Origin of the sequence: Providencia sp. PROV114 (assembly GCF_032704305.1) — a bacterium.
In the GTDB taxonomy this organism is placed as follows: domain Bacteria; phylum Pseudomonadota; class Gammaproteobacteria; order Enterobacterales; family Enterobacteriaceae; genus Providencia; species Providencia rettgeri.
Map to the genome: position 1 here is coordinate 19,017 of NZ_CP120529.1, position 17,710 is coordinate 36,726.

The following is a 17,710-nucleotide window of genomic DNA, read 5'->3' on the forward strand; positions in this document are numbered from 1 at the left end:
ACGCTCATAATGTATAAACTTTCCAATTTAGCGGCTAAAGACTTTGAAGGGATATTCGAGGGGCTTGTTGCAAAAATTACCTAAGTGGAACAAATCCGAGTTCATTTAGCAAAAGCTGACATAGTAGCTATTGATATGAGAATATTGAATTCTCAAAATCAAGCAAAATTATAAGAACATATAAATACTTTATCAACCCAAGAAAAAAATTAAATTGTATTAATGAGGTGATATATGGCTGGTATGTATTACTTGGGTAGTGGTTTGTCTGTAGGCTTAGGAACTCCGTCCTTAACAATATTATCGGATGAGTTAAAAAAAGAGCTGCAATCACATGCATATATTATCGATAAGATATTTGATTCCTTCGATTATGATCTAACTGTCGATTTCACATCTTTATCTACAGAAGAATATAAAATTTGCCATATGGCTTTATGTAATATAGTTAACTCTATTAAACGTCAAAATGACCGTGAAAAAATATGGATTGTTAGTCTTTGGAATGAAGAGTTACATAAAAAAATGCAATTATCACCTTTATATAAAGTAGCTGACTAGTGGGTATGTGACGATTTTAAATCGTTAAAATTGTAGTTTAACAATTGCCAATCAATCGTCCGTTTTTGTGACAACCCTAACTGATACTAGGTATCGGAAAAATCAGTGGTTCAGGCGTGGAACCCCAAAAAATCCTGATCCTCAATAATCCCGTTATCCTCGACCGTTGCTTAACGCTATTAACGCCTCCCCAATCCCAGTAAACGAATTGATTTATCGCTTTTTTCTAAAGAATGCATTTCCTCTGTGAGTGACACTTCTCTAGCGTGTCACTTTTTGCCCTCCGCCAAATTCCAATTCTACGCCATTTTACGTGATTTTTTCTTTTAGCCAGCCGATTGCTTTACCTATACTCTTTTTTCATCGTAGCAGGCCTTCTGTGCGGTCGATTTTTTTCGGGGGTGTGGAGGATTTTAGTCATTTTGCGTTTTACCGCTAGAGTGTGCAATTTACTACTTTTGCTGCATATTGGGGTGTTTGAACTTCATTATCACTAGATGTGGGGTTTTCGGCATCCTTTTGATACGCAAGGCAGGAATGAGAATTGCGTTTTACCCGCTATTGACGGCAAATGTGCAATTGGTAGGGGAATTTACGACGTGAGGGTGTGGTTAAAAAAATAGCGAATCACTCTGACCGATCACCAGAGGAAAATTTAGGGCTGAAAAATAGGGGTTGCCCTGAGTGCGAAAATTTGATTTAGTATAAGGGCATGAGCTCTACGGCCATCGCACTGATTTTTATTTTAAACCTCCCTTACTTTATTTTTTGAAGGTATAGGCTGGCGTAGACGGTTCCTGATTACCTTCATTAAAAATAAGGTATATAGTATGAATACAACTCAATTTCTGACGCCCATTAATCCCGTTAAAATGGCGATGACGTCATCGATGCTTTCCTCTTTTGAGGTCTTACACTCTTTTGTCTATGACGTGATTAAACCTCTTTTTCCTAAGCAGCCCTATTTATCGCGGACGATCCGCGATGCACTCAGTTTATCAATAGGCTATAAGTCCTACTCGGATTTAGTGGACAGTGCACGGCGAAACACCGCAACGTCAAACGATACAGAAGGAAATGTATTTGACTTCAAAAAACATGAAGATGCGGTGTGGCTCTCTGTATGTCATCTTGCTGAAAAATTATGGACACATAAAAAACATGAAGTCTTTACGGAACTTGATGATTTGCATTCGATCTTGACGCATGATTTTTTTGCTTTTGTTATTCTAGAAGGTAAATCCACGGAGCTATCGTTAAGCCTTAAAAATAATGAAATTATCGGGGCTGGACGGATCGAAAATTTGTACGAAATGAATAGTATCAGGTTATTTAACCAGCATACATTACAGTTATATCATCACTTTATCGAATGGGGTTATCAGCCTTATTTAGATCCGATAACCTTTCAAGTATTAAATAATACATTTATGCTTACCCTAGATATGCAATTGGCAGATGATATCGCTAAATTTAAAAAGGCTGAAACTCTAGATACAGAATCTAAAAATGCACTCGCATTGCATATTAATGCACAGATGGATAAGGTGTTTATTCGAAATAACTTCTTTTATGATCAGCAAAGTTTTACGCCATTTTCCATCAAAACGCATTTTTATGATATTGATGGCGATGCGATGTTTATCTCTGACTTGTATCAAGTCGATAAACCATTTAAAAATTAAAATAACTATTTAATATTACTGCATGGAACATCGCCTATAGCCCTTGATATCAAAGGGCTATGAGCTAAACTTGGACTTTTCGATGAAATGGGAGCGAAACCCCTTTAAGCAAGTTTCGAAAGTATTAAAAAAAATTAATGGCAGAATGATAGAAAAAATAAAGATAGTTAATTACAGGAGAATTAAATGGCTTACGAAATATATGCTGAGTGTCCTTGTTGTGAAGTGACAGCCGATAGCATCAATGAAATCGAAGAAGTTTTTGGGTTTCGTATAGTTCAAAATGGAGAAAAAATTCCTCAATCCTACTGCAAGATATGTCGCGGATTACGCTGCTCACCCGATAATAAAAAATGTCAAAAAATTTAGTATAACATCCCTATTGAGCTTGTAACAAAAAGCCCGCAAATGCGGGTTTTTTGTTACAAAATACTTCGATGCCGTAATTAAGTTTCAATAAGGGGTATTTTGATTTAAACAACGGTTTGTCCGACTACACCTTGTAAGCTCATATAATCCAATGGGTTAAGACTAGATATTGATTTCATATTGCGATGTACATCTTATTTGGGTTCCACGCCGGAATCACCGTAAATTCCGATACCATTAATTTGGTGTTTTTTTATACAACAGGAATGACAATAGTATAACAAAATTGCCTAGGTGATGAATTGTCAGATTCGTATGTAGACAAAGCAAGATCTAAATTTGGGTAATGCTTTGCTGCTAGTTCAATTTTATCAATTAGATAATCATCACTATCACTTATATGCCCATTATACAACGCTTGCTTAAAATTTTCGCCTTCGTGTATTTTTATACTATATTTTGTTTCTATTTCTTTGATTTTACTGAAAATACTCATTTTAAACCCCTTTCTTTTTAAAATACCTAAATGATGATTATACCAATTCAATGTATTGGCATACGTTTATGCTCATTATAAATTCAATTTTTACTTTCTTTAAATAGACTGTTTAATTGCTCGACTTATAGTACCTCTGCTACAGCCTAAAACTTTTTGAACTTGGCTCCATGAGTGGCCGCTATCGAGTAAACGGTTGATTGCATCATATCGATTTTGATTTACCTGACGACCTTTATATTTTCCTTCTTTTTTAGCTTTTTCTATTCCCTGTTTTTGTCTTTCACGACGTTGCTCATAATCACGTCGTGCAACTGCGGCTAACATATCAAGTAACATATCGTTAATAGCGGCAAACATTCGACTATCAAAATCATTCATATTTGCAGATAGCCAAGTTGTCGGTACATTAATAGCCATGACACGGATATCTTTTTGGTGGATCATTTTTTTCAATTTATTCCAATCATCCATAGTTAACCTAGAGAGCCGGTCAACATCTTCAATTAATAAAATATCTTGAGTTTGACAATCCTTAAGAAGCCGAAACAACTCTGGGCGATCTAAACGTGAACCTGATTCATTTTCAATGTAGTAATTACAAATTGACAGCCTTCGTTCTTTAGCGAATGCTTCCATTGAGTTTTGAGCTCGAGTTGCATCTTGTTCTGATGTTGATGCTCGAAGGTAAGCTCTAACAAAGCGATTTTGTACTGCTGAGGTCATTATAGAGAACCAGTTCTATTTAAGTGGTAATTAATAGGTTAAACAGTACCAGAATTGGATGGTGTTGAAAAGGTATACCTAAATTACACCAATGAGTTATTGCATATCTGAGATGTATTATGAAATACACTTTCTCTAGAGAGGTGAAAAACACCTAATATTACTAGGTGGCAGGTTTGTGCTGTGTGTTGCATCCACCGGTTGAACTCACAGCCAGGAGCGGACGTTGCTTACATTTTTCCGTGTTAACATACAGGTTGCAGTTCATTTTAAATGAGACGCTCAGGTTTTTATTAATCCATGCCTTACAATAAATCTCAAAAATTTAATTTCCATTATGAATATTAATTAGTCATGAAACTGATAAGCCCTGCCTCGAAAACTATTTATTGGGGAGGATTTTAATATACCCCATTTATTTTGCATTTCATGAAATAAGTCAATTTCTTGCTCAGTAACATTTCTCTTCTCACGATAAACCAGCGCGAAGTCTTTTTTATATACTCTAGCCATAAAGCTTCTATAGTTTGTGTTCCACATCACTGGAGGTTCTGAAATATTATCAAACACAGCCACTACAATATCTCTGTTCATTGATGTCTTCTGTTGATAATAAATAGCGTAGGCTTGGGCAATCAAACGTCTTTCCTCCTCATATTCTACTTTACTCATTTTTTTACATACTGCCTTTGGGAAAATAACAACGGCAAAAATGGAATTACGAGTATAAGATGAGTCATCCTCTCCCAATAAAATAGCCCGACTACTAATAGCCCGCCCTAAAGTTTCTTTGAACTTAGCAATAATACTTTTGGAAAGTTCTCTACGACTTAACCGATCAAAATCACATAGAACCTCCAATACTTTTTGGTTTGCTTCGAACTTAGTTAAACCTGTACAGATAACTTCTCCTCTTACAAATTGATCAGAGATATACTCAATTAAATCATCAAAAATAAGTGAAACCCGATCTTCCTGCTTTCCATTTAAGTAATCACTAGCCTTGTTAAGCTCATTAAACCTCTCAATTTTAAACCCTTCTTCCTTAAAGTATAAACCTGCATCCCTACTTATGGATGGGCTTAGGATATATGTCGCTAACAAATCAAGTTCTATCAACTTATCATAGTTGGTAAAAAATCCTTCTCGTGCTGCGCGTTCTTTTTCCTCTAGGTATCCTACGAATTCATTTACGGTACTTAGCTCTTGTGTTAGAGCTTCAATGGTTGAGCTATCAAAAACGTGTATATAGTTACCATGACGATCTCTACAGTTAGTGATGATACCATCATGAATACCATTACCTAGATAAAGCGGATATTGGCAGCCGTTAGCGATGGCAACACGATAGACATTTAGTTGATTGATGCTTTCGCTATTTATAAACGGAAATTTATCACTCGACAAACATTGTTCAGTAAAATAAATTCGGTCATAATGTGTGCGAATCCAACTTTCTGCCCCTTCAATCTGCTTTACTGAATTATCAACTGCTCTTCTTTTCCAACGCTTCCAAGCTACAGAAGTACCATCCTCTTCAGGAATATTTTTTTCTCTATCTTCAGTGTATTTAACTTCTTTATCCGAAAAAATAATGACTGTATTATTGTAATAAACCAGAAGATCGCAGATTTCCTTCCCTTTTCCATTTTGCTTGATACCTTCATTACTATATAAACTGGTCCAAGACCAGAGCTTTAGAAAAGTTTTATCACAAATAGCCGCTAATTTTCTTTCAGTTTCAGTAAAGCCTATGTTTTTCTTTGGGGAAATAGACTTTTTATTTATTTTATCTGTGCTCATTGTTTCCCTTGTAACTATTTTAGCAATAAAGCACCTCTTATAATACTATAAAAATCAATGCCTTACCATGATTTCCATCACACTTCCCTAGAGATTCCCATACTTATCTGAACAATAATAACTATCTACTCACTAAGAGTATTGAACTACGATGCGTTACGATCTCATAGTAAGCATGAACGTTCATCCAACCCTTACTTCGGTCTAGTTCTCTGATCAGCATTTATAAGATGAGCTTCCGCTTCTCGCTCATAGCGGACTCAATAGCCAGTTTTGGGTAGAATGATATGTGTTTCACTCAGATGTCTTCATACTGCACGTAAGAAATATTTGAGTCTCTGACATCATAATCTTCTAAGCTGCCTGACTTTTCCTCACCTCTATATAAAGCAACTATCCATCGAGCGTTTTCTTGGATGCATTTATTTATTTCAGCGAAGTATTTACCGTCAACTTCGGCAAGCGAATGGCCTAAGACAATGACCTCATCCACATTTTTAAGCGACGAGAAAAAAACACTCTCTTCTTTAATTATGTCTTCAATTATGTCTTCGCTGGGCTTGAATGTATTTCCGAAGTATTCGTCTATGCTGTCGTACGCCTCTGCTATTCTTGTATCTTGATCCGGTCCTATATATGGATTTAGTGACTTTTCCTCCCTAAAACTGTGACCTAGTATGAGATCGTCATCGTAACTACAATTGCCGTGAATATGTATAATTTGCTCGTCTGGAACGGCATAGATTTGCTGCAAGGTATTTGTATAATTAAATGAAAAATAGAGACTTTCTCTTGGTATGGGGGGGATGTATTGCTCAGAATTGTAAGCATCGGCTATGTTAATCCCTTTAACCCAATCAGCGAATTGCTTCTTCAAGCGAGCTGACAGCATCCGTGTGATTTTATCTACTTCATATTGGTAATCGTGATGGTAGGCATCGCTCCAATCATCGGTATTGTACGAAGCCAAAAACATCTCACTGTTTTGAAGGATAAGCTCATAATCAATTTCACCTAAAGCACTTTCTAACTCGTTCCACTCGTCTCCAGCTGGTATGTATTCTTCTATCGAATCATATAGTTCTTGGTCATTTTTTGCCACATACGACTTAAAGTGCTTGTATCCTGTTGGTAAGCCATGTCGAATGTCAAATCCGTTTCCTATTATGTAAAGCCTCATCGTTTTTCCCATAGTCGAATTGTAAAAAGATATTAATCTGACCTGCTCCCAGTTGACTCCCCCCTTTAAGTAATGCCTTCATCAGATGTAAAACAATCTGCAAATTTCCACAGTTCGCTCAAAGCCAACTGTCAGAATTGATTTTTTTCTGCGAGATAAGTTTGTTTAATAATATCAAATGACGTCAAACTTTATTCATTCTCCCATTCAAGATTCTTCCATTATGACTTAAATAATAATGTATCGTTAAAGGGGTAAATGTAATTCAAATGATATGTAAATTGTAAACTAGGATATACTTATCATTTAGTTATACTTAAATGGTATGTTGAAGGTTCTTAATGTAAGCATAAGATAATTTTTTAGAAAATTTCGCTTGCGAAATTCATTGCATATCAATATTGATATGCAATGAATTTATGATATAATCCCCTCAAGATATGAATTTAGATTCATAGCTTTCAAAGATACATGAAGTTGTGTCTTTTTAGGCGAAACGCCTGACTCATAGGAGTGGATATGAAAATTGATATTAATATAAGTATATTCTTGTCACACCACACCTTTCTCAACATTTCGCATGCGAAATACTAAGGATTCTAATATGGAACTCAAAACAGGAAAAAAACTTGGCAAGCTAATAGTAGTGTGCAGCCAGAAAGGTGGTGTAGTTAAGTCTCAATCTACTAATGAAATATCTTTCAACTTGCAAAAAATGGGGTATTCAGTTCTAGAAATTGATGCGGATTGGACTACAGGGTTAACAGAACGTACCTTTCCGAATGAACTTCCATTGGAAATTGAAAAAGAACCATTAAAGCATGAGTTCACCCCTGGTGAGGCTAATACCTATCAATTGTTTTTTTCTAATACTGACATTAAACCGATAACTCTAGATGATGGACGTGACTTCATAGGCACAACGAGTGAACTTAATGAGGTTAACTATAGACACTCTGATTGTATGTTTGATTTCCGAGATCGTATATTAGAATTGAAGGAAAAATATGATTTTATTTTTATAGACTCAGCCCCTTCATATTCTAATGTAATGGTAGCAAGTCATATGGCTGCTGATTATTTATTAATTCCAACCTTACTAGAAAAACAATCAAGGAATGCTGTAGCTAAACAATTAACTTACATGCAAAAAATAAAGAAAAACTATAATCCATCGTTACAATTTTTGGGAACCTATGTGACTCAAGCTACAGTTGCGAACTATTCAAAACCACTTTTTGATGGTTATTTGGGGGCTGTGGATACTCATAACCTTAATATGCTAGTCGAAATACTTGAAGATAAAGGTTATACCCAAGATTATATCTTAGCTTATATTTCGTTTGCTCAAGCAACAGCAAAAGAAGCTATAGAATTAGGTATGACATTTAAAGAATATGAGCCTAAATCTAAACCAGCAATTCAATATGAAGAATTAGCAAAACGAATTGTGAAACAGGTAGGATAAATTAAATGGCTAAAAAACAATTTTTGAGTCGACTACGTGATCAAAATCGTAAATCGGCAACCGAAGCAATTAACAAAGTTATTGAAACTAAGTCACCTAATGAGGAAATCAGAGATATTGCTGCTCACCAAATTATGACTGATATTGCCCGCCCTGAATTAGAAACGGAAGGGCAAATAATTAGAGTTTCAATAGATGAAGTTTATGCAGAGAGTCAAGTTCGTCCAGAGGAAGATTTTGATGACTCCATAATAGAGGGAATGGCTGATACATTTAACACTGTAGGGATATTAACACCACCGCGTTGTTATCCAAAAGATAGGACTGGTTATAGGATTTGGATGGGTGAAACTCGTTGGCGAACAGCAAAAAAAAGAGGAGATACCTTTATTGATATTTATGTCGGTTCTCCACCCAAAAACGATAAATTTCGAATTATTGGTCAGTTGATAGAAAACCTACAACAATCCGGCCTTAAACCTTTAGCAACAGCAGTAGCATTTAATGAGCTTAAAACAGTTCATGGAATGACTGGAGAAGAAATAGCAAAAACTGTAGGTAAACCTACATCATTTGTGAGTAAACATTTAAAATTAATAAGTGCTCCTGAAAGTGTTACCACATTACTAAAAGATAAAGTAACTTTAGATGTAGACTTAGCATATACACTTACTCAGATAAATGAAATTAACCCCAAAATTGCTGAAAAACTTGTTGAAAAAGCAAGAAAAAATGGTGTTTCTCGTAATGAAGCAAAAGATGAATTAAGTAAAATAAAAAATAGAGATAAAGAAAAAATTTCGCATGCGAAATCAAAACAAGTTTCTCATTCAAAATCTCAAGTTAATACAAATGATGTGTGGCATGTTCAGGTGGAGTTTGATAACAAGATAGGTATTATTCTCACGGATAAAAAGCCTGAAAGTGACGGGGTTGTATGGGTAAAGCTTGAAAATAGCATCAACTCTGTCAATGTTGATAAATTAATAGTAAAAGGGTTAGTACAGATCAAATGATAGGTACGCCATTTTCAACTATGGCCACAGAGTTTCGTGGCCAGATTATTAAAACATGGTTATTGCAAATATCTGGTACAGCAACAGAAAAATCAAAAATATTATGTCAAACAGCTATTGAACTCGGTCTTACTGAAAGGTCTAAATCAATTCCAGGTTCTGCATTAATCCAATGGACAAAAACAACACCGACAAACACGCCACTTTGGGCTGCACAAAGCGCTCTTCTATTATTATTTGCTAATGAATGGAAACCAAGCACACATGTAGAATGGTGCGGAATGGCATCTCTATTACAACGGTTATATAAGAAAAATAGTATAGCTGAGATGTTAAGTTATCTACCTAAACATATAAATAAAGATATTGCAGCAGGCTGGATTACTGCAGCCATAGAGGAAGATGCAAATTTTAGAAGGCATAAAAAAAGAAAATGACTTTTTCGGGACTAGAAAAAATAATTACATCTTCAGGACGTCGTTCAATATCATCATCCTTGCTAGCATATTTACTTGATGCTTTTGATAACGGATTCGATGGTATTGATCTTGATTTGTTCCAATCAAATACTGGTTATGTAAGGACAAATATAACTCAAGTTGCAAACTATCTAAAAGATAAAGGAATCATTTTAATATACTACTATAGAGATCAAGGTGACAAAAATAACCGAGATTATATTGAGGAGAACATTTTTGGACGGTGGGGTAAGCAGCATTATAAATTAACATCTGATGTATTACGTTTGTATAGAAGGAATTAGAAAACCATTTCGCATGCGAAATAGTAGATGTGAATTATAAATTCACATGTTTGTTTTTTAAAATGGAGTAAAGTATACTTATACTGTGTATTTATACAGTATTGGTGCCCTATGCAAATTCCTATTTTCGAGAGTCTAGTTGCCTGTGGTTTTCCCAGTCCCGCTCAAGACTACGTCGAACGTCGTTTATCGCTCGATGCTGAACTTATTCGCTATCCTGAAAGCACCTATTTTCTTCGTGCTTCAGGGGATTCGATGAAGGATGCGGGGATTTTTGACGGTGACTTATTAGTCGTTGAAAGTCACCTTACTGCCAGTCATGGGGAAATTGTAGTCGCCGAATACAATGGTGAATTCACCTGTAAGTACCTGCAAATCACACCGACTAAAGCGCTTATTCCCGCTAACAGCCAATTTCCCTCTATCCCCATCAATGACGATACGGACGTGCAAATTTTCGGTGTCGTTCGTTATGCCGTGCATACCTGTCGGTGAAAGATATGTTTGCGCTCATCGATGTTAATTCCATGTACACCGCCTGTGAATCTGTCTTTAGGCCTGATTTAAAAGGAAAGCCAATTATTTGCCTTTCGAATAACGATGGGTGCGTCATTGCGCGTTCAGCTGAAGCGAAACCTTATATCCGCATGGGAGCGCCTTATTTTGAAATCAAACAGATAATCAAACAAAAGCAAGTAGTTGTATTTTCTTCAAATTATCCACTTACAGTTGGGAAATACTTTAGACATCACATGTTGTAATGTTTCAGGTTGTATAAATTAGACGTCGAGATGAGGGGCGGTTACAATTTTTACTATTGGTTAAGAAATATCTTGAAAAAGTAGATGTATGAACGCGTAACCCCCTGGGGGAAGGCTTAGCAGTGTGAATAACGGATGATTTAGGTGTTAATGTGATTGAACAAAATAGGTCGTTTCCAGATGACTTCGGCTTTGACTATTGTCTTATGTGGATTAGTACGGAGAAATATCCCTCATTTATAAGTAGGCCACACCCTGACAGTGGCGAGGTCATCCTAGTCTGGACTCAACCTGTCAAATTCAAATCACGATGCAATTAGGTCCGACAGGTTGCTCTAACTCACCTCTGCCCCTAAGTGTGTTGTGAGCGTTTAAATACATTTCACCAAAGCACCATTTGACTTACTTTTTGTAATACCAGTAATTTGTCTACACAAACGGGTGACTTAACTTTCAGAATTTAAGACACAAGATGTTGTTCTTGGTATCATAAAAAAAATAAGAAAAAGGACTAAATTGATGACTCAAATTAATAAAATGGCATTCAGCATAGGTAATGATGATATTGATTTATACCTTACGGCAATGAAGGCTAGTGAAATTTTGCAAGTTGCCACAGTTTCTCGAGTAGATGAGGATGCACAAAAGGGGTATCAGCGTCATTTGTCAGAACCACGAGCTAAGCTGATCGCGGAATATTTAGATTCAGGGAATCTAATCCCAGGGGCCGTAATTCTGAGTGCTCAAGAAAACTCAGTTATATCATTCAGTAATTCTGAATTATCGATGGAACTGATTCCTAACTCTTTATTCGTTATTGATGGTCAGCATCGATTATATGGCGCTCATTTGGCAGAGCAAGATATTGAACTACCCGTGTGTATTTTTAAAGGTTTAGAACACACTAACGAAGTTCAATACTTTATAGATATAAACTCTAACCAGAAAGGCGTGCCTAAAACACTTCGTCTTGAGTTGTTAAAGTTTTTGGCTGAAGAGGACTCGCTCGATGCTGTTAGAGCCCGATTATTCGATGAGCTTGGAAATGAGCCTGATTCTCCCCTTTACGGAAAACTCAGTGCAACCTCTAGTTCTAGAGGTAAAATCTCGCATGTTCCATTTCAAGCAGCCTTAGACCCTATATTGAAAGTTCATCCATTATCTAGCTTGGCTTACGATGATAAAAAACGTCTATTATCAAACTATACCTCCGCTGTACAAGGTGTTCTTGAAAGCACATTAGGGAGCAGCGAAAAGCTAACTACAGCAGCATATTTTGAAGCTGTATTTAGCATCTTTGGACAAGTTTGCGGCCTTTCAATGATGTATTCAAAAAGCTACTCTGCCTCCGCACTAAAGGAAGTCTTAGAAGGTTTAAAACCATTCAACTTTGCTATTCATACAGGCACAAACCGTGATGCTATCAAGAAAATGAGTGATGAAATGCAAGAGCTAATTGAAATTCATAGCCACAAACTTGGCTCGGTTCAAGATTTGTTTTAATCATGATCAGTTCTGAAATATCAAAGGAAGTATTAGGCAGGCTTACTTCACTGGGATTCCAAAGAAGTGATAAGCCATCAAGTTATTCGATGGCTAATAGCTTCAAAAAAGCCCTAGTTAGCTCTATTGTCGATATAGATGTTCAAGTGATCAACTCAAGCCGCCTTGAGGTTACCATGCCGAAGAGTGACTATCTAAATGCAATTCTAACGGACTTTCACTTTGGAAAAGTTCGTGTAGAAAACCAAATTAAACACTTAACTGAACAGGTTAATGGTGATCTACAAGCTGCATGGTGTGTTGTTACAACTTATTATGCTTGCTACTTCATGTGCAATGAGATTTCAAGGATTGCAGGAAAATTCATAACCAACCTGACAGAAGAAGATCAAACCCGATTATTAAGTGCAGCTCAAGCAGGTACATCATCGATGTTTAACATTGATGGCCCAAGTAGCTTTGCTGTAATGGCTTCTCAAGGTAATAATTTTAATGAAATTAAACTAGATATCATTAAAACGGGAGCTAGACCTCATCAAGTCGCTTGGACAAATGTAAGTAGCCTAATCAATCCTATAAAAGTATCGGATAAACACAATACAGCATGTCAACTGCTAAAGGATATTGTATCTTCATCTAATGACAGGTGGGCTTTACCTAGCGCAATTAGAAATGAGTGGAACTACAGTGCACCTAGTCTTTATGGAGATTCTGGTACTGATATTGGAAAGAATTTTTTATCCCTTATGAAGCAAGGGTCTTCAGTTAAGTGGGCTTCAAAAATAGGTATTCAACCCCATGAAAATAACCGTGTTGCTGCGTTAGCATATGTATATGATTGCTTAAGTGGTGCGTATCAGTTGATCGATGGGCGCTTAAACAGTTGAAGCAAACCAATATTGGCCATTGAGCGGTTCAGTAGTTTTGAATACCCTATCAGTGAGCACCATCATCAAAGCGAGTGAAATTTCCATACTTTATCTAATTCATGTTTTTCTAAATTAGCTAAAATGCAACTCAGAAATGTCCAGAAGTGAGTTGTGTGGTGTCGAGTGGAGATTGTACGATTAAGCCCCTAAGTAATTAGTCCGTCAGTCTCCCTCGGTAATCAAATTAGTACATCTTAGCGATCAAATTGGTAAAAAATTAGACATGTAGATGAATGCCCACCTTAAAAAATAGACAGCGGGTTGGGCAGGGGGATTTTTCTGGTGTTAGACGCCAGCAACCCATGCGGCAGAATGGTTGCTCACTTACTCGCCTATTTTTAGCGGGAATTCTTAGCCAACTGTACCCGCTTTATGCCGATTTTAGTAACCGGTTTATGGCGGTAGTCGCTCAAATTGTGCCTCAAATTGAGGTTTACAGTATTGACGAATGTTTTTGTAACCTGACAGGCATGGATACGTTGTATTCCTGGCATGAGCTTGGCCATAAATTAAAAGAGGATGTATTCCGGTGTGCTCACTTGCCTGTAGGAGTGGGGATTTCCAGTACCAAAACGCTAGCTAAACTCGCAAATCACGCCGCCAAAACATGGAAAAAAACAGGTGGAGTTGTCGATTTAAGTGCGCCCAGTCGTCAGAAAAAACTCATGGCACTCGTGCCAGTAGGGGATGTTTGGGGAATTGGCCGTAAACTGGCAAAACGCTTAAATCAAAGTGGGATAGAAACTGCCTTGGATTTAAGTCGGCTGCCAACGTCCCAGGCGCGTAGACTGTATTCCGTCGTTTTAGAGCGAACGGTACGAGAGTTGAACGGGGAGTCCTGTCTTCAGCTGGAAGAAATCGCACCCGCCAAGCAACAAATTATTTGCTCTCGTTCGTTTGGCCATAAAGTCATGGACTACGAGTTAGTTCGCCAATCAGTGTGCGCATTTGCCGAACGTGCAGCAGAAAAACTACGTGAAGAAAAACAGTATTGTCGGTTAGTCACATTGTGGGTACAGAGTAGCCACTTTTCCCATCATGACCCGTACTATTATCGACAAGAAACCCAAGCCTTGGTTTATCCTACCCAAGATACGCGCGAGATTATTCAGGCGGCTGTCGCTTTGTTTGACCGACTTTGGCTTCCGAATGTGAAATACAGTAAAAGTGGGATATTGCTCAGTGAGTTTACCCCTTCAGGGCAAGTGCAACTGAATTTGTTTGAAAGTGGCCATAGTTTTCGTAAAAGTGGTGAGTTAATGCGGACAATTGACCGGATTAATCGAGGAAAAGGCGCTATCTGGTTTGCAGGCCAGGGAATACAATCGCAATCCGCTTTATGGAAAATGAAGCAGCAATTTCTATCACCCCGCTGGACAACTCAATTGTCGGATATTCCCATCGTAAAATGCTAATCATCAAGTGATGCTTTTTTAAACAGCTCTGATATTCATTCATTAATCAAACCATTATCCTTGTTATTAACAGGGCTATTTCAAGTTATCCACTGATTTTGTGGATACGCCCATTTTGAGTTTTGGGGCAACGGCTTTATTTTGGCGTTGAGCCAGTATTAAGCCGAACGCCGGATTGACCCCATTTACACACAGTTGGCGCAGGTTCCCCGTACACTCTCGTTCTCGCGCCTGTTTGGGGCGCGCTCACTGGCTCGCCAAATGTGGAAAATGGGGACAACCGGCTTGAAAGGTCAACCGCTGCGCCTTTTACCGTTTTCAACGTGGCGCAAAGGGCAGGGGTGCAGCTCCCTGCGGGACCGCCCCTGGTTCACTGCTTAGCTGCGCTAAGCGTTAATGGCGACTTGCCGTTCGCTTCTCTCGCTGCAAGTCGGGTGCTGCCATTTTCATCACCTGTGTGATTAATCTTTCATCGAGCCCCTCCGCTTGGCCTAAAACATAGCCTCATCTCGTCATACAGCAAGCGTAAAGTGCACTCCACCAAAATTCTTGTCGCTGCGCTTTCCAACAATTTTGTCTCCGCCCTTGCTTCCTTCCTCGTCTCGGCTATGTACGGCCTTTGCAGCGGAGGAACTCGACGAAAGAAATCATTAATACAAAGGAGGATTAAAAAATGTCATCACATCAAAACCTTGCAGCTCCAGAATCTAACGAAAGAAGGGTTAAAACCCCACTGACGCATGAGCAGAAAGCGGATTTATTGCATTACATTGCGCCATTAACACGGTTATTGGAGTTATTCGAGGGGGGTATTTCACCGGAGTTATACGACGAAGAAATCACGCTGCACAGTGATGCGTTCGATTCCAACAGTATTTTTATGAAAGACGGCTATCCGATTGGCTTTAGTGACAATTTAAACAACATGTTCTATCTGCGTCCTGAACTGATTCAGGCTTCTTAGGTACTAAGGGAGTTCATGAGCCTCCCTTAGCAAAGACACATTAAAAACAATAGAGGTATCAATTATGTCTACATTAGAAACTATCATTAACCCGAAACAACGTAAAGCGAAAAAAGGCACAAAATCCGCACAAGCCGACGCAATTTATCAGGCGTTGGACAGCATGGAAGCGCATGTATTGCCGTTATCGGTATTGGTACAGAGTGAACTCAATGTCCGTAAACGCCCAGTCGATGAAAAAGCCTTGTCAGAACTGGCAGACAGTATTCAAGCGGTCGGGGTGTTACAAAACTTGGTGGTTTACCCGATGGACAATGACGTCTACGGGGTTGCAGCGGGTCAACGTCGTTTACTGGCGTTACAACAATTGGTGACAAAAGGGCATTTAGCGTCGAGTTTCCCTGTGCCTGTCAAAGTGGTTTCAGAGTCCGATGCGCTGATTATTTCCCTGACGGAGAACAGCCAACGTGAAGCCATGCATCCAGCCGACCAACTTCATGCGTTTATCGAGCTACAAAAAACAGGAAAAAATGCGTCTGAAATCGGTGACTTATTAGGGTTTAGCACTCACCACGTGAAAAAATGTCTGCGTTTAGCAAACATGGCGCCCGAGCTATTAGCCGAATTGGATGCGGACAATATCACCCTAGACCAGCTGCAAGCGTTAGCCGGAACCCCTGACCATGACCGCCAAGTCATGGTGTGGAACAATGCAATAGGTTGGAAAAAAGAGCCACGTTACTTACGAGAAGCGGTCGAAGAAACCAAAACCCCTGTCGAAAATAATCGATTGGTGAAGTTTGTTGGGTTGGATGCCTACGAGCAAGCAGGGGGAACCCTTGAAATTGACCTCTTTACCGAAGCCGGATTTATTGAAAATGCCCCATTATTAGAAAAATTAGCACTCGATAAACTCACTGTCTGTGCGGAACTGTTAGCGGATATTGAGGGTTGGCAGTTCGGTATTGCACGTTTAGAGCGTCCGAGTTTTTACGGTAATGACGGGGAAACCTTGTCTATTAGTCATGCACCCGAGGCGGTCATTTCCCCTGAATTTGCGGATTTACTGGCTGAATTGCGTGCTCGTGAAACAGATTTACGTCAGCAATCATGGGAAACGAATGATGAAAATGAACAAGCTGACCTTTGCCAAGCCGTGGCAGACTGCGAAAAGCAAATCGAAGACATTAAAGATCGTACCAAAAATCAGGCGTGGACAGCCGATGGAAAAGCAACAAAAGGCGTAGTGGTCTACCTTGACCGTGATGGAGAACCCTGTGTCATCCGTGGCGTCATTGACTTAGCACAGCAAGAGTCACAGTGCAGTGAAGTGGAAAGCGAAACTGAAAGTGTGAGTGAGCAATCAACGACTCTAGTTGAGACGGTTTCTACCTACAGCGCAGCGTTGTGCAAAAGTTTGTCCTCAGAGCGCACCTTAGCGGTTCAAGCGGCATTAACACAGCACCCGAACGTGGCACTGGCGATTTTGGTTCATGATGCGTGCATTCAGGTGTTTGGTTCAGGGTATGCCAAAACCGCGTTTAACATTAAGTTTTCATGTACTCAGGAGGAGTTACTCAAAAATGCCCCGACCGCCCAAGACAGCGAAGCATTGCAATTAATCAATACGCAATTTGAGTCATGGTCAGCCCGTTTCCCCGAAGGGTGGCAATCCGATTTTTCATGGTTGTTGTCATGGGAGCAAGCGGATTTAGTCGCATTACTGGCATTTTGTTCCGCGCAAACCCTAAGTGAAGTGAACCATCATGCTCCGCACGATAACACGTTAGCTAAAGCCTTGCGTCCAATTGAACAGGTGATTGCTTTTGATTTTCGCCAGTGGTGGCAGCCAACCAAAGCCAACTTCTTTGGGCGTATAAGTAAAGACCAAATCAGCGATTGTTTAGCCGAGGCTGGCGCATCAGATAAAGCCCTTGAAGCCGTCAAAATGAAAAAAGGGGATGCCGCTGAGTTAGCTGAAAATACCCTTAAAGAGTCGCATTGGTTGCCGAGCTGTTTTCTCGATGCAAACGCTGACTCTCACCACACCGATAACGCGCAATAATCAACA

At 38.8% G+C, this 17,710-nt stretch carries 18 protein-coding genes and 1 pseudogene; 15 read left to right on the plus strand and 4 right to left on the minus strand.

Annotated elements, in window-relative coordinates; translation table 11 throughout:
• Positions 1–84: 84 nt before the first annotated feature.
• The 4 genes from P3L37_RS21455 to P3L37_RS21110 all read left to right on the plus strand — a co-directional run bounded on the left by P3L37_RS21455 (position 85) and on the right by P3L37_RS21110 (position 2,615).
• Entirely contained in the window at positions 85–174 is a 90-nt protein-coding gene (locus P3L37_RS21455; RefSeq protein WP_375547323.1) for a hypothetical protein, read from the plus strand.
• A 60-nt stretch (positions 175–234) separates the two neighbouring features.
• Entirely contained in the window at positions 235–561 is a 327-nt protein-coding gene (locus P3L37_RS21100) for a hypothetical protein (protein WP_140172926.1), read from the plus strand.
• Positions 562–1,391: 830 nt separating this feature from the next.
• The gene (locus P3L37_RS21105; RefSeq protein ID WP_140172925.1) at positions 1,392–2,246 is read left to right on the plus strand and encodes a hypothetical protein; all 855 of its coding nucleotides are present in this window, start codon (positions 1,392–1,394) and stop codon (positions 2,244–2,246) included.
• A 186-nt stretch (positions 2,247–2,432) separates the two neighbouring features.
• Entirely contained in the window at positions 2,433–2,615 is a 183-nt protein-coding gene (locus P3L37_RS21110) for a hemagglutinin (protein WP_140172924.1), read from the plus strand.
• 253 nt (positions 2,616–2,868) lie between these two features.
• On the opposite strand, the gene P3L37_RS21115 is transcribed toward P3L37_RS21110, so the two are convergent.
• The 4 genes from P3L37_RS21115 to P3L37_RS21130 all read right to left on the minus strand — a co-directional run bounded on the left by P3L37_RS21115 (position 2,869) and on the right by P3L37_RS21130 (position 6,820).
• Positions 2,869–3,111 (minus strand): hypothetical protein, encoded by a 243-nt coding sequence (locus P3L37_RS21115; RefSeq protein WP_140172923.1) that lies wholly within the window; start codon positions 3,109–3,111, stop codon positions 2,869–2,871.
• Between the two features lie 99 nt (positions 3,112–3,210).
• Positions 3,211–3,837: a recombinase family protein gene (locus P3L37_RS21120; protein WP_220693744.1), complete on the minus strand. Its 627-nt coding sequence runs from the start codon at positions 3,835–3,837 to the stop codon at positions 3,211–3,213.
• 348 nt (positions 3,838–4,185) lie between these two features.
• Positions 4,186–5,640, minus strand: a complete 1,455-nt coding sequence (locus P3L37_RS21125; RefSeq protein WP_140172788.1) for a hypothetical protein — start codon at positions 5,638–5,640, stop codon at positions 4,186–4,188.
• A 298-nt stretch (positions 5,641–5,938) separates the two neighbouring features.
• Positions 5,939–6,820, minus strand: a complete 882-nt coding sequence (locus P3L37_RS21130) for a bacteriophage abortive infection AbiH family protein (protein ID WP_140172787.1) — start codon at positions 6,818–6,820, stop codon at positions 5,939–5,941.
• Positions 6,821–7,424: 604 nt separating this feature from the next.
• On the opposite strand from P3L37_RS21130, the gene P3L37_RS21135 reads away from it, so the two are divergent.
• The 11 genes and pseudogenes from P3L37_RS21135 (at position 7,425) to P3L37_RS21185 (ending at position 17,704) form a co-directional block, all read left to right on the plus strand.
• The gene (locus P3L37_RS21135; RefSeq protein WP_071548932.1) at positions 7,425–8,288 is read left to right on the plus strand and encodes a ParA family protein; all 864 of its coding nucleotides are present in this window, start codon (positions 7,425–7,427) and stop codon (positions 8,286–8,288) included.
• Positions 8,289–8,293: 5 nt separating this feature from the next.
• Positions 8,294–9,304 (plus strand): ParB/RepB/Spo0J family partition protein, encoded by a 1,011-nt coding sequence (locus P3L37_RS21140; RefSeq protein ID WP_140172786.1) that lies wholly within the window; start codon positions 8,294–8,296, stop codon positions 9,302–9,304.
• Positions 9,301–9,741: a hypothetical protein gene (locus P3L37_RS21145; RefSeq protein WP_140172785.1), complete on the plus strand. Its 441-nt coding sequence runs from the start codon at positions 9,301–9,303 to the stop codon at positions 9,739–9,741. The genes P3L37_RS21140 and P3L37_RS21145 overlap by 4 nt, the downstream gene beginning before the upstream one ends.
• On the plus strand, positions 9,738–10,067 hold the full coding sequence (locus P3L37_RS21150) for a hypothetical protein (protein ID WP_071548935.1): 330 nt from the start codon (positions 9,738–9,740) through the stop codon (positions 10,065–10,067). The genes P3L37_RS21145 and P3L37_RS21150 overlap by 4 nt, the downstream gene beginning before the upstream one ends.
• Before the next feature lie 111 nt (positions 10,068–10,178).
• Positions 10,179–10,562 (plus strand): translesion error-prone DNA polymerase V autoproteolytic subunit, encoded by a 384-nt coding sequence (gene umuD / locus P3L37_RS21155; protein WP_140172784.1) that lies wholly within the window; start codon positions 10,179–10,181, stop codon positions 10,560–10,562.
• A 5-nt stretch (positions 10,563–10,567) separates the two neighbouring features.
• Positions 10,568–10,792: pseudogene (locus P3L37_RS21160) on the plus strand (SOS mutagenesis and repair protein); the annotation flags it as partial.
• Between the two features lie 555 nt (positions 10,793–11,347).
• On the plus strand, positions 11,348–12,331 hold the full coding sequence (locus tag P3L37_RS21165) for a DGQHR domain-containing protein (protein ID WP_071979582.1): 984 nt from the start codon (positions 11,348–11,350) through the stop codon (positions 12,329–12,331).
• A gap of 2 nt (positions 12,332–12,333) precedes the next feature.
• Entirely contained in the window at positions 12,334–13,218 is an 885-nt protein-coding gene (locus tag P3L37_RS21170; RefSeq protein ID WP_140172782.1) for a hypothetical protein, read from the plus strand.
• A 275-nt stretch (positions 13,219–13,493) separates the two neighbouring features.
• Complete coding sequence (gene umuC, locus P3L37_RS21175) at positions 13,494–14,675, plus strand: translesion error-prone DNA polymerase V subunit UmuC (RefSeq protein ID WP_140172781.1); 1,182 nt, start codon at positions 13,494–13,496, stop codon at positions 14,673–14,675.
• Between the two features lie 673 nt (positions 14,676–15,348).
• Positions 15,349–15,639, plus strand: a complete 291-nt coding sequence (locus P3L37_RS21180) for a hypothetical protein (RefSeq protein WP_140172779.1) — start codon at positions 15,349–15,351, stop codon at positions 15,637–15,639.
• Between the two features lie 64 nt (positions 15,640–15,703).
• Entirely contained in the window at positions 15,704–17,704 is a 2,001-nt protein-coding gene (locus P3L37_RS21185; protein WP_140172778.1) for a ParB/RepB/Spo0J family partition protein, read from the plus strand.
• Positions 17,705–17,710: the final 6 nt, after the last annotated feature.

Bases quoted from the DNA above. Each gene is read 5' to 3' on its own strand.
- P3L37_RS21165 (WP_071979582.1), top strand. From the start codon at position 11,348: ATGACTCAAATTAATAAAATGGCATTCAGCATAGGTAATGATGATATT.
- P3L37_RS21125 (WP_140172788.1), bottom strand. From the start codon at position 5,640: ATGAGCACAGATAAAATAAATAAAAAGTCTATTTCCCCAAAGAAAAAC.
- P3L37_RS21110 (WP_140172924.1), top strand. From the start codon at position 2,433: ATGGCTTACGAAATATATGCTGAGTGTCCTTGTTGTGAAGTGACAGCC.
- P3L37_RS21105 (WP_140172925.1), top strand. From the start codon at position 1,392: ATGAATACAACTCAATTTCTGACGCCCATTAATCCCGTTAAAATGGCG.
- P3L37_RS21130 (WP_140172787.1), bottom strand. From the start codon at position 6,820: ATGAGGCTTTACATAATAGGAAACGGATTTGACATTCGACATGGCTTA.
- P3L37_RS21145 (WP_140172785.1), top strand. From the start codon at position 9,301: ATGATAGGTACGCCATTTTCAACTATGGCCACAGAGTTTCGTGGCCAG.
- P3L37_RS21150 (WP_071548935.1), top strand. From the start codon at position 9,738: ATGACTTTTTCGGGACTAGAAAAAATAATTACATCTTCAGGACGTCGT.
- umuC (WP_140172781.1), top strand. From the start codon at position 13,494: ATGCCCACCTTAAAAAATAGACAGCGGGTTGGGCAGGGGGATTTTTCT.
- P3L37_RS21140 (WP_140172786.1), top strand. From the start codon at position 8,294: ATGGCTAAAAAACAATTTTTGAGTCGACTACGTGATCAAAATCGTAAA.
- P3L37_RS21120 (WP_220693744.1), bottom strand. From the start codon at position 3,837: ATGACCTCAGCAGTACAAAATCGCTTTGTTAGAGCTTACCTTCGAGCA.
- P3L37_RS21185 (WP_140172778.1), top strand. From the start codon at position 15,704: ATGTCTACATTAGAAACTATCATTAACCCGAAACAACGTAAAGCGAAA.
- P3L37_RS21180 (WP_140172779.1), top strand. From the start codon at position 15,349: ATGTCATCACATCAAAACCTTGCAGCTCCAGAATCTAACGAAAGAAGG.
- P3L37_RS21100 (WP_140172926.1), top strand. From the start codon at position 235: ATGGCTGGTATGTATTACTTGGGTAGTGGTTTGTCTGTAGGCTTAGGA.
- umuD (WP_140172784.1), top strand. From the start codon at position 10,179: ATGCAAATTCCTATTTTCGAGAGTCTAGTTGCCTGTGGTTTTCCCAGT.
- P3L37_RS21170 (WP_140172782.1), top strand. From the start codon at position 12,334: ATGATCAGTTCTGAAATATCAAAGGAAGTATTAGGCAGGCTTACTTCA.
- P3L37_RS21135 (WP_071548932.1), top strand. From the start codon at position 7,425: ATGGAACTCAAAACAGGAAAAAAACTTGGCAAGCTAATAGTAGTGTGC.
- P3L37_RS21115 (WP_140172923.1), bottom strand. From the start codon at position 3,111: ATGAGTATTTTCAGTAAAATCAAAGAAATAGAAACAAAATATAGTATA.